The sequence below is a fragment of the Actinobacillus ureae ATCC 25976 genome (genome assembly GCF_000188255.1).
Taxonomy (GTDB): Bacteria; Pseudomonadota; Gammaproteobacteria; order Enterobacterales; family Pasteurellaceae; genus Actinobacillus; species Actinobacillus ureae.
In genome coordinates, this window is sequence record NZ_GL831080.1 from 1173346 (window position 1) to 1185624 (window position 12279).

Genomic DNA, 12279 nt, shown 5'->3' on the forward strand with positions numbered 1-12279 from the left:
TTGTAACTAACTCTTAGTCTTCAGATAAACGAGAGATATCGTGATAAGAAGCCAACTTACGAATTGTACGAGAACGACCTCGAATTAATAACGTTTCAGTAAACATCATACTGCCCTTACGTTGTACGCCTTTTAATAAATCACCGGTGGTAATTCCGGTTGCCGCAAATAGCACATTATCATTACGTACCAAGTCTTCCAATTTTAATACTTTATTAACCGGCACGTTCATTTGCGCACAGCGTGAAAGCTCTTTTTCTGCAGCAGCAAGATTTTTCGGCGAATTACCTTTTACTTGGTTACGAGGAATAAGGCAACCTTGAATATCTCCGCCTAAAGCTCGAACCGCGGCTGCCGCAACAACACCTTTAGAGGCGCCCCACCAATACCATAAACTAAATCTAAATCGCTATCCGGCAAACAGCACTGTACCACCGCTGCAACATCACCATCGGGAATGGCCATCACTCTTACACCTAAGTTCTGTACCGCTTTAATGATTTCATCATGACGAGGTTTAGCTAAAATGGTAACGGTCATTTGCGTGAGTAATTTTCCCTTTTTAGACGCAACTCGGCGAATATTTTGCTCAAGCGAAAGATCTAAATCGATCATCCCTTTTGCTTCGCTATCAACCACTAGCTTTTCCATATACATATCCTGTGCTTTAAGAAAAGTATCTTTGCCCCCTGCGGCTAACACAGCTAATGCACCTGCCTGCCCCATTGCGGTCATTCGAGTCCCATCAATCGGATCAACCGCAATCGCAACTTCATCATCTTCCGGTTGAGAACGTCCGACTTTCTCACCAATATAAAACATTGGCGCTTCATCAATTTCGCCTTCACCAATCACGATTTCACCACGAATTTCCATTTCATTCATGATCAAACGCATTGCTTTTACTGCGACGTCATCTGCCGCATTTTTATCACCTCGTCCAATCCAGTCATAAGCTGCAAGTGCGGCGGTTTCCGTTACACGAGAAAACTCGAAAGAAATAGCACGTTTCATTTAATATTCTTTACATAAAATAACCAATATTTGTCATATTTTATCAGCTAGCAATCGATTTCGTTACTAAAAAATCAGCAAATGAAGAAAAATTCCAAAATGCATGAACTTTTCAATGAAATCAACGCCTAACTGAGGTATAATTCTTACAATTACATATCTGTTTTTAAGAGGGAACCCAATTATGTCATTATCAATTCTTGACCAACTTGAAGAAAAAATTAAACAAGCAGTAGAAACAATTCAATTACTTCAATTAGAAGTGGAAGAATTAAAAGAAAAAACAATACTGTAGAGCAAGAAAAAGAAACATTACGCCAAGAATTTGAACAATTAAAATCTGAGCAACAAAGCTTCCAAGATCGTTTACGTTCACTTTTAGGTCAAATCGACAACGTATAATTTTCCTTTTTTGTAGAACGGCTAATGCGTATTAGCCGTTTTTTATTTGTGTAAGATTATGGCAAAACTCTATTTTTATTACTCTTCAATGAATGCGGGAAAATCAACCACCCTGCTTCAATCCTCTTATAACTACCAAGAACGAGGCATGAATACTTTGGTTTATACCGCTGCGATTGATGATCGTTATGGTGTTGGCAAAGTAAGCTCTCGTATTGGCATTTCACAAGAAGCGCAATTATTTCAATCGGAATCAAATTTATTCGATGAAATTCAACGTGCCAACCAAGAAAAAACGTTACACTGTATCTTAATTGATGAAGCTCAATTTCTTACGAAAACGCAGGTATATCAATTAACTGATGTAGTAGATAAACTAAGAATTCCAGTGCTATGTTATGGTTTACGTACAGATTTCCAAGGAGAGCTCTTTGAGGGAAGCCAGTATTTATTAGCTTGGGCAGATGAATTGCAAGAGCTAAAAACTATTTGTGATTGCGGCAAAAAAGCCCATTTTGTCATTCGCATGAACGAGAAAGGCGAAGCTGTCGCTGATGGTGACCAAATTCAGATTGGAGGAAATGACAAATATCTTTCAGTATGTCGTTACCACTATAAACAAAAACTCAATAAACTCTAGTCTTACTTATAAACGGTTGTTTTTACGAATTTTTTTACAAAAATAACCGCTTGCTGTTATTCTTTCCCTCCCTTAATTTCTATTTTCCAAATTTCGTTCTTTATACTCATTTGCTCAATATATAAGCTCATTGTTCAATTTACATACCTGTTTTGAAGGATATACGGGAGGAGGAATGATAAAAAATAGATTCTTGTAGAATCCTACAAAAAAGGAAAGGCACATCATTATGACGCGCCTTCTGTAATTTCTTTGTATTTTTCTACAAAAGCAAGAATTGTTTGTGATCTAAGTCCTAACGCTTATGCAGTAACTTTTCCCAAGTCACTTCATTACGCAAATAAACCGGTTCAATTTGTAGTGCCAATTGCGTATTCCCTTGAGCAAATTCGGATTCTGCAAGTGTAAGCATTGATTTTGCTGAAGGTAAGGTAATGTCACTCACTAAAAACGGTAATTGTGCATCAGGAAATTGCGAATATGCCGCCCAACCGGTACCTACAACCACAGTATTATCCTTCGGCTGTATTTGGCTGATAGCACGCTCTGGTGAGCATACTTGCTCAGCAACAATTGTTTGCCAGCACTGTCCTACTCTCTCATATTGCGCAAAATAAACTTCATTCATACGGGCATCAATCAGTGCAACAACATTTGTTGCTCCTATTTTCTCATAAGCTGCTTGTGCCATTGCTAAGAGATTTGAGACCGGTACAACCGGTAAATTTGCTCCCATTGCCAGCCCCTGAGCAACACCAACACCTACTCGAACACCGGTAAAGCTTCCTGGCCCTCGACCAAATGCTAGCGCATCAACTTGTTTAAGAGAAATATTAGCTTTTGCTAATAATTCATCTATCATTGGTAGAATTCGCTGTGTATGTGTTCTTGGACTTAGTTCATCAAATGCAGAAATTTGTCTATTATGTAATAACGCCACAGAGCACGCCTCAGTAGCTGTATCAATAGCAAGAATTGTTTTGTTCATTTTTATTATCCTAAAACGACAGAAAACACGGAAACAAGCGGTTAATTTCACAAAAAAATTTGCAAAAACCTATTATTTCCGTGTTTCTGATATAAATTTTTAGTGATTAAGCACGCTTAGCACGACGCTGTTCAACTGCTGCCGCTAATGCAAATAACGCTTTTTCACTATCTTCCCAGCCAATACATGTGTCTGTCACACTTTGGCCATATACTAAATTCTCTAAATTACCATCGCCTAATTCTTGGCGACCTTCAACTAAATGACTCTCAATCATTACACCTGAAATAAATTCCGAACCATTCGCAATTTGTTGGCATACGTCAGCACAAACATCCATTTGGCGTTTAAATTGCTTTTGGCTATTTGCGTGGCTAAAGTCAATCATTACGTGCGGGCGGCGACCTGTTTTCTCAATATCCGCACAAACTTTTGCAACAGATTCCGCATCATAGTTTGTACCATTATCACCACCACGTAAAATAATATGGCAGTCCGGATTCCCCGCCGTCGATACAATTGCAGAATGGCCAAATTTAGTAACCGATAAGAAATGGTGCGGAGCTTCTGCTGCACCAATCGCATCTAAGGCAATTTTTACACCGCCATTTGTTGCATTTTTAAAACCTACCGCACAAGATAAACCAGAAGCTAATTCACGGTGTACTTGAGATTCGGTTGTACGCGCGCCAATTGCTCCCCAGCTCATAAAGTCCGCCATATATTGCGGCGTAATCATATCTAAAAATTCACCTGCTGCCGGAACCATTAAATCATTAATGTCCGATAACACTTTACGCGCAATACGCAAACCATCATTTAGTGCATAAGTTTCATTTAAATACGGATCATTGATTAACCCTTTCCAACCTACAGTGGTGCGAGGCTTCTCAAAATACACACGCATAACAACTTCAAGATTTTGGTTAATTTTAGAATCAGCGCGAAGTACCTTAATACGTTGTGCATACTCTAATGCCGCTTTAGGATCATGGATTGAGCAAGGGCCAATCACTACTAATAAACGATCATCCGCACCGTGAATAATTTTATGGATAGCTTGGCGAGCATTTTCCACCGTTTCAGCAGCGACTTCACTTGCCGGAAAACGTTCTAATAACGCAACCGGTGGCAAAAGTTCTTCAATTTTAGTAATACGTAGGTCATCATTCTTGTAAGACATTGTGTGCTCTCTTATTGTTTGTTTTAAACAGTTATTAGAAAAGGTGTAGACCTAACTTAATAAAATTATAAAATGATGTCAAATGGTTTTTGAACTATTTGACTAGTACAAAAATATTTTACTGTTTTAACGAACAGAAAATGTATCGCAAACAGCTGGATTACCGGATTGTAATCCCCTACGGAACCAAGCCAAACGCTCAGCAGAAGAGCCGTGTGTAAAGCTATCCGGCACAACATAACCTTGAGCTTGTTTTTGCAAACGGTCATCACCAACAGCCTGTGAAGCAATAAATGCCTCTTCTACATCACCGGCTTCTAATTTTCCTTCTTTTTGAATTTGGTAACCCCAAACACCGGCAAAACAGTCTGCTTGAAGCTCTACGTTTACTGATATTTTATTCGCTGTCGCTTGGTTACGAGCGTTACGTTGTGCTCTTTTAGTCTGCTCACTGATGCCTAATAAGTTTTGAACATGATGACCAACTTCGTGTGCAATGACATAAGCAAAAGCAAAATCACCTGATGCTCTGAGCTGTGACTTCATATCATCATAGAACGATAAATCGAGATAAACTTTTTGATCTACCGGACAATAAAATGGTCCCATCGCAGATTGCCCCGTGCCGCAAGCGGTATGCGTAACGCCTCGGTAAAGCACTAATTTGGGTTCACGATAAATCAAACCGTTTTGTTTAAAATAATTACCCCATATACGTTCCGTAGTGTACAGTACTTTGCGAGCAATCGTATTAAGTTCCGCTTCTTCTGCAGAAAGAATCGGTGCTGTTTGTTGCTGTTGATAAGAAGATTGTGAATCGTTATATTCCATCAAACCGGTTAAATCCACGCCATAATAAGCCCCGATTAATACGATGATAAAGCCTAAAATCCCACCTTTAGCTCGTCCACCGGAAGAACGACGACCATAACCGGGGTGTCCGCGTCTATCTTCTACGTTTGAACTCTCTCTTTCATTCTCTAAACGCACTTTGCTTTCCTTGAAACTAAAATAATAAATCAACCCTAATTTTATACGAATATCCAGAGATATCCTACAAGTAATTCCTATGCTAAATCCAAATAACAAAAAGCGATTAAATTCAAAGCCAAACTTGCAAAGTTTTGCCAAAATTTAACCGCTTGTTTAAAATACAAGACGTTACATTGTCGCTTTTATCTTGCTAAAATTTCACGTTTTCCGTTTTTTCCTTGCTCTGAAAGAATCCCTTGTGCTTCCATTTGATCAACAATGCGTGCTGCACGGTTGAAACCTAATGAGAAGCGGCGTTGGAGACCACTTATTGAAGTCACTCCACTTTCAATCACAAATTCAACAATTTCATCAAACAGTGGATCTAAATCACTTGCACCACTAACTCGCTCTGAGCCTTCAGATTCGCCAATGGAAGCGACTATACTTTCTAAATATTGCGGCTTTCCTCGTGCACGCCAGTTATCTGCCACACGTTGCACATCTTCATCGCTCATAAACGCACCGTGGATACGAATAATATCCGGACTGCCTGCACCAGAATACAGCATATCACCACGCCCTAATAATGCTTCCGCCCCACCCGCATCTAAAATAGTACGAGAGTCAATTTGACTTGCTACGGTAAACGCAATACGGCTTGGGATATTTGCTTTAATTACACCGGTAATTACATCGGTTGAAGGACGCTGCGTTGCAAGAATTAAGTGGATACCAACTGCTCGAGCCTTTTGCGCAATGCGCATAATATATTCTTCAACCTCTTTACCGGCAGACATCATTAAATCTGCAAATTCATCCACAATCAGTACAATATAGCTGAGTTTCTCTAGAGCCGGCGGTAATTGATCCATTGAATCGCTCGGACGCCAAGTTGGATCAGGAATCGGGTAATTCATCGCGGCTGCCTGATCAATTTTATCGTTATAGCCTTCAATATTACGCACACTTAAGTGGCTTACTAATAAATAACGGCGTTCCATTTCTTCCACCGCCCAACGTAAAGCATTTGCCGCTTTCTTCATATCGGTCACGACCGGTATTAACAAATGCGGAATATCGTTATAGATGGATAGTTCAACCACTTTTGGGTCAATCATAATAAAGCGTACTTGTTCCGGTGAAAGCTTAAACAATAAGCTCAAAATCATCGTGTTAACACCAACCGATTTACCACCGCCGGTTTGCCCTGCTACCAGTAAGTGCGGCATTTTCGCCATATCAACCACAATCGGTTCGCCACTAATATCTTTACCTAGCGCCATTGGTAAGGTTGCTTTGCTGTGTTTAAAGGCATCACTATTTAACACATCACGAAGCCAAACCGTTTCACGCTGTTTGTTAGGCGTCTCAATCCCCATATAAGGCTTACCCGGCACCACTTCGGTGATACGAATTGCTTTAAACATTAATTCGCGGGATAAATCGCTCGCTAAACCGACTACTTTTGCGGCTTTAACACCGGCAGCCGGTTTGATTTCATAGCGAGTAACAACCGGACCAACCAATACGTCTTCAACCGTTGCTTTCACACCATAATTTGCTAATGCACTTTCTAAACGATGAGAAGTTTCAACAATCTCTTGCTCGGTAATTTGCTGTGTTTGACGTGGCGACTCATCTAACAAATCAATCGTTGGTAATGGCGTTGTCGGTTTTTCCGTTGTATGGTTACGTTGTAGCAATGGGTGTATTAATGTATCGCCATAACTTTTTAGATAATTAGGCGTTGATACTGATTCTACTTCCGACGACATATTAGCAACTTTCACACTTGGCATAACGATGGGCTCCGGCTCACTCTTGATAATTTCTTCAAATGTTTGCTCTAAACCTTGCGCTTTAGCACGTTGTTCCATTTGCGCTAAACGAGCCTGCTCCGCTTGTTCAAATTCTTTTGCTAACAATACTTCATAATCCTCTTCAAGCTCTTCTTTCTGTGTTGATTCTTCAAGCACCGGTTGTAAACGTACCACCGGTTTCGCTTCTTGAACAAATGCCGGCATAGGCGGATTCATATCTTGATATTCAACCGTTGCATCTGCCTCATCATTATTCTCTACTACTTCAAATTCATCTTGCTGTTCAAGCGCTTGCTTGAATTCATCAGTTGGCGAAATCACTTCAGACTGAGGTACTGCCGCTTCCACTAACGGATTTAAACGAATTTTTGGTAATTCAATTTCTGCATTAGGCTCAACAAATTCTTGGGTGACAGGCGATTGACTAGCAAGTTCCATTCCTTGAATATTAATTTTTGGTAACTCAAGTTCAGTTTCTACGTTAAACATATTTTGATCTGCTAATTCAGAATCCATCTCATTGTCTACAAATTCAGGTTGTACTTTCAAACCGGTAATATTTGGACGGCTAAATACTGAAACATCCGTCAGCTGCTGAGTCTCGGAATCACCTTGAGCCTCTTCTGCAGTATTCTCATCAATAACAAGCGGTTGAATTTCTTCTGAATTTTGCAAATGGGTTTCATTTACTTCCGTATCTGCTGCTACCGCCGTCTCTTTAGGTTGATCTTTTGCCACAATCCAATCATAGAATTGGGCAAATAGTAGTAGGAGCGATTGACCTGAACAAAAATAGAAACCAATACCGGTAAAAATCATTGCAATAAACAATGCACCGAATTGACCGATTGTTGTTGCAAGTAGTGATTGGAACATACCGCCGACAAAACCACCGGATAAATAATAGGCATTATTTGACAACACCACGCTAGCAAGCCCAGCCAAACCAATCAGTAATAAAATAAAACTACTGAAACGCAAGCAAAAATGTTTCCAAGTCCACTCATTCGCTAAACGGAAAACCAAGGAATATACCGATACGCCGCATAAGGTAAACGGCACAATAAATGCAACTTTACCTAAAAAAGCATACAGTAAATCCATCATCCAAGCGCCGAATACACCCGTTTTATTCAATACTCTATGCTCCGTAACACTACTTGCCGTACTCCAAGCATTATCTAGCGGACTATAACTTGCCCATGCCACGAGCAAATAAAAGCCAAATAGCCCCATCAAAATTAATGCGAAATTAATCACATTTTCTTTACCTTTTAAGCGTGGTTTGAATCGTTCGATCACACTCACTCCTTATTCTAATAAGAGATAATTAGTTTGTTTTACTTCTTCCATTACCACGTAAGTACGAGTGTCATTCACACCGGGTAAACGAAGTAAAGTCGTGCCTAATAATTTACGATAAGCCGCCATATCCGCCACACGTGTTTTTAGCAAATAGTCAAAATCACCAGAAACTAAATGGCACTCTTGAATTTCATCCAGTTGTTGCACAGCACGGTTAAATTCCTCAAACACATCCGGTTTTCCACGCACTAAGGTGATTTCTACAATCACCAGTAACGGTGCTTCGAGTAATTCAGGATTAAGCAACGCTCTATATCCCATAATCACATTTTGCTTCTCTAAACGTTTTACACGCTCTAAACAAGGCGTCGGTGATAAACCAACACGTTTAGAAAGTTCGATATTGGAAATTTTACCGTTACGTTGTAGCTCGTTCAGTATTTTTAAATCGATGGCATCTAATGCTTTAGGTAGTTTTTTATGTTCCATTTTTTACCCTTTATAGTTTTTTGTGCTGATGATCCATTGTACAGGGTTTAAGCGCATTGGTCTAATTGAGTTTGCAAAAAATAAGGGAAATTTTACCGCTTGTTTGCAGTAAGCTTTCCCTTCGATAGATCAGATTTAATTTTAGAGAACTTGCACTAATTGAGTCCCAAACTCTTTACGCCACCCTTTAAGTAACTCCGGCAAGTTCTCCGGATTTTGCCCTCGAATAAACCAACTAAATAATTGATTTAATTGACGCTTACTTGCTAATAATTCAGGGGCAAGATCAAGCGGTCGAATTTCGGCTAATTTTTGCTGTAATAATTTTAAGCTGTGTTTATAACCCGGTTCATCGACAAGACGGGATATTGTCGGCGGATAATCTTCTTTCGTAACCGCCTTCCCTTGCTCAACTAATAGTAATAACTTTTTACCATGTATACGAACTTCGTTCGGATGCATAAATTCTAATAATTGAGAAGTATGTTTAGGCTGTAGTTTGGCTATTTCAAATAAATTCTGTCCTTTTACAACAAAGTTAAGCGCTAAATCGCGTTTTTCCGCTTCTTCCATACGCCATTTGGCTAAAACTTGTAACACAGCTAATTGTGCTGAGGTCAAACGCCATACATTAGAAATATCTTTGTATGCTTTTGAACTATTCGGTAAGTTTTGGCGTTTTTCCAAGAGGGTTTGGCACTCTTCTTCCACTGCATTCTGCCAACGGGTAACATCAAGATCTACGACTAAGCGTTGATAAACCGGTAATAAATACCATACATCCGCTGCTGCATATTGTAATTGCTCTTCACTTAAAGGACGGGCTAACCAATCTGTACGAGATGCACCTTTATCCAGTTCAATCTGTAAATAATGCGCTACTAATTTAGCAAATCCCATTGAAACCCCAATTCCGGCAAAGTCTGCCATAATTTGTGTATCCACCAGAGGTGTTGGTAATTGTTTGAAACGATGTTGAAAGACTTCAAGATCTTCACCGCAAGCATGTAAAACTTTTACTACTTGTTGATTCGCCAATAGCTCAATAAAAGGCGCAAAGTCATCTATTTTAGTTGGATCGATAAGACTCACTTGTTCGCCGTCAAATAGCTGAATCAGACCTAATTTAGGATAATAAGTACGAATACGAATAAATTCCGTATCCAATGTAACTGCCGGCTTTTGACTTGCATTTTGGCAAACCTCGGCTAGTTTTTGATTGGTATCAACCCAAATATAGTGAATGTTCTGATTCATTTTTATGCTCTTTTTAGTTAATTTTTTCAATAAATAAATTAATTATGTGAGTTAGTTCACAGAATTACAATAAAGTGGTTGTACTTCAAAAGCATTGAAGCAAAAATAATTATCTTATGGAGTGTTTGATTTTGTAGATTTTAATAGCAGTGCTTCTTTTTATAAGCATGAAGTACGCTTTAACTTAAGGATTATACTATGATTTCTGATAATAAAACCCAACATCTTGGTACAATTTATCGACTAGTGGAACAATTTGAACTTATTTCGCGTACAGATCTTGCTAAACTCTCGGGCTTAGCGCCAGCTTCAATTACGAATCTCACCAAATCATTAATTGATAATAAATTCATCTTGGAACGTACGGTACAAAATAACACCTCACGTGGCAGACCTGCTGTAGGCTTAGCCGTATCTAATTTTTTCTGGCAATTACTCTGTTTTACGCTTTCTCCAGATAACGTAGAAATTTCATTGTGCGAATTAAATGGCAAACCAATTCAAACCAAGCATTACCCTCTTTCTTCCAAAGACTATCCGCAACTTGATAACTACTTACAAACTTGTCTAAATGATCTTTTCTGGCATTCGCCGATGGAGGCTAATCGAATATTAGCCGTATCAATTAGTGTTGTTGGGCAAATTAATGCTGAACATAGTAAGATTACACGTTTAGGTGATACATCTATCGAATGCGCATTTGTGGAAACATTAAAAGCACAATTCGATTGTCCTATTTTATTAAACGAGCATTTTCAATTATGGCTTTTAACGGAATCAACTTTAGGTAGCTTAATTAATAATGATAACGTGATTTTCTTGCAGCTAGATGAAGCAGCCAATCTAAGTGTCTTATTACGTGGAAATTTACTTCACCAACAATCAAAAATGAATGTTGATAAAATGCTAATGCCAAAATTCAGTTCGTTGAGTGATGTTGCCGCACCAAGTGATTGTGACGAAATTCAGCGCTATCAGCTTAACCATCAGGTTACCTTCCCTGCCATTATCCGTTTAGTTGATCGTTATCTACCGAATACATTTACTCAGCACAATGAAAAAATTCAGTATTTATGTGAGCAAATCGAACAGCAAAATGAAACTGCACTGATGATTCTGGAGCATATTAGTGATAATTTGGCTTATGTATTAATGAATCTGATTAATATTTTTTCAACTGAAAAAATTATGTTTAACTCGCCGCTTTTACGTATTAAACATATTCTATTCGAACAAATTCAGCAAAAATTACAAAATGAACTACTTATCGGTAACCACCAAGTAGACTTAGTAACCAGTCAATTTGAATGGAATAGTCCACTTATTGCTTGTTCCGCAATAAAACAAGGGATTTATGAGGGAAATTTGATCAAGGACATCATTCAGCTTTAAAACTTGAGCTAAAATATAGGCAATTTTGTAACTTTTTTGTTATTTTTAGATAATAGAGAAATAAATATGCCTTCATTATTTATTACCGGCACAGATACCAATGTGGGAAAAACCATTGTTACCCGTGCTATTTTACAAACATTAGCTGCAAATCAATTTGTGGCGGTTGGTTATAAACCGATTGCTTGTGGCGGCGATGATTCTCTTCCGACAGAACTTAATCAAGCAGACTATGCTAGCGAAGATAATCCGGATGTATTGACGATTCTGGATAGTTGTCCTACACCCGTTGCTTATCGAGAAATTAACAGTTATACCTTTATTCACTCTAGTACGCCGGTATTTGCTGCATTAGACGCCGTTCACCATATCCAAGAAGAAAAATTAAACCAAGATTTAACCCGTTTACAGCAAAATTATCCGAATGTTGTGGTTGAAGGTACTTATGGCTGGCTAACTCCGATCAATAAAGATTTAAGTTTTGCTGACTGGGTGAAGAATAATCAAATGCCTGTCGTATTAGTGGTGGGAATTAAAGAGGGTTGCGTTAATCATGCGCTACTAACCGCACAGGCGATTAAGCAGAAAGGTGTTCAGTTAGTTGGGTGGATCGCAAACCGTATTAACCCAGGTTTACGCCACTATGCGGAATTAATCGAATTATTGAGTCAAGAAATTGAAGCGCCGTTACTTGGTCAAATTCCTTATATCGCTTATCCGAATAAGAAAGATTTAACTTCGTATATTCAAAATCCTGAACCTCTCTTACAATATTTTAAAAAGTAAAATGAAAATAGCCTTAGTCTGATCTGCA

At 38.8% G+C, this 12279-nt stretch carries 9 protein-coding genes and 2 pseudogenes; 4 read left to right on the top strand and 7 right to left on the bottom strand.

All coding sequences use genetic code 11. The features are described 5' to 3' along the window. Positions 1 to 13 precede the first annotated feature (13 nt). A pseudogene (glpX, locus tag HMPREF0027_RS05515) lies at positions 14 to 1014 on the bottom strand (class II fructose-bisphosphatase). A 184-nt stretch (positions 1015 to 1198) separates the two neighbouring features. Here glpX and zapB point away from each other — a divergent pair. Together zapB and HMPREF0027_RS05525 are read left to right on the top strand one after the other, a co-directional pair. Next, a pseudogene (gene zapB, locus HMPREF0027_RS05520) lies at positions 1199 to 1416 on the top strand (cell division protein ZapB). Between the two features lie 58 nt (positions 1417 to 1474). Further along, positions 1475 to 2056, top strand: a complete 582-nt coding sequence (locus HMPREF0027_RS05525) for a thymidine kinase (RefSeq protein WP_005622879.1) — start codon at positions 1475 to 1477, stop codon at positions 2054 to 2056. Positions 2057 to 2351: 295 nt separating this feature from the next. Here HMPREF0027_RS05525 and tsaB read toward each other — a convergent pair whose 3' ends face one another. From tsaB to rnd, 6 genes are all read right to left on the bottom strand, one after another. After that, positions 2352 to 3044, bottom strand: a complete 693-nt coding sequence (tsaB, locus tag HMPREF0027_RS05530; protein WP_005622881.1) for a tRNA (adenosine(37)-N6)-threonylcarbamoyltransferase complex dimerization subunit type 1 TsaB — start codon at positions 3042 to 3044, stop codon at positions 2352 to 2354. A gap of 106 nt (positions 3045 to 3150) precedes the next feature. Beyond that, entirely contained in the window at positions 3151 to 4227 is a 1077-nt protein-coding gene (gene aroG / locus HMPREF0027_RS05535; RefSeq protein ID WP_005622885.1) for a 3-deoxy-7-phosphoheptulonate synthase AroG, read from the bottom strand. Between the two features lie 126 nt (positions 4228 to 4353). Beyond that, complete coding sequence (gene ypfJ / locus HMPREF0027_RS05540; RefSeq protein WP_044024303.1) at positions 4354 to 5217, bottom strand: KPN_02809 family neutral zinc metallopeptidase; 864 nt, start codon at positions 5215 to 5217, stop codon at positions 4354 to 4356. A gap of 185 nt (positions 5218 to 5402) precedes the next feature. Continuing rightward, a complete protein-coding gene (locus tag HMPREF0027_RS05545; RefSeq protein WP_005622889.1) occupies positions 5403 to 8324 on the bottom strand; it encodes a DNA translocase FtsK in 2922 nt (973 codons plus the stop codon). 9 nt (positions 8325 to 8333) lie between these two features. After that, on the bottom strand, positions 8334 to 8816 hold the full coding sequence (gene lrp, locus HMPREF0027_RS05550; protein ID WP_005622890.1) for a leucine-responsive transcriptional regulator Lrp: 483 nt from the start codon (positions 8814 to 8816) through the stop codon (positions 8334 to 8336). Positions 8817 to 8957: 141 nt separating this feature from the next. Beyond that, positions 8958 to 10073 carry a ribonuclease D gene (rnd, locus tag HMPREF0027_RS05555; RefSeq protein ID WP_005622891.1) on the bottom strand — a complete coding sequence of 372 codons (1116 nt, stop codon included), beginning with the start codon at positions 10071 to 10073 and terminating at the stop codon, positions 8958 to 8960. A gap of 198 nt (positions 10074 to 10271) precedes the next feature. On the opposite strand from rnd, the gene HMPREF0027_RS05560 reads away from it, so the two are divergent. Beyond that, positions 10272 to 11465 (top strand): ROK family protein, encoded by a 1194-nt coding sequence (locus HMPREF0027_RS05560; protein WP_005622892.1) that lies wholly within the window; start codon positions 10272 to 10274, stop codon positions 11463 to 11465. 66 nt (positions 11466 to 11531) lie between these two features. Beyond that, positions 11532 to 12251 carry a dethiobiotin synthase gene (gene bioD, locus HMPREF0027_RS05565; RefSeq protein WP_005622893.1) on the top strand — a complete coding sequence of 240 codons (720 nt, stop codon included), beginning with the start codon at positions 11532 to 11534 and terminating at the stop codon, positions 12249 to 12251. Positions 12252 to 12279: the final 28 nt, after the last annotated feature.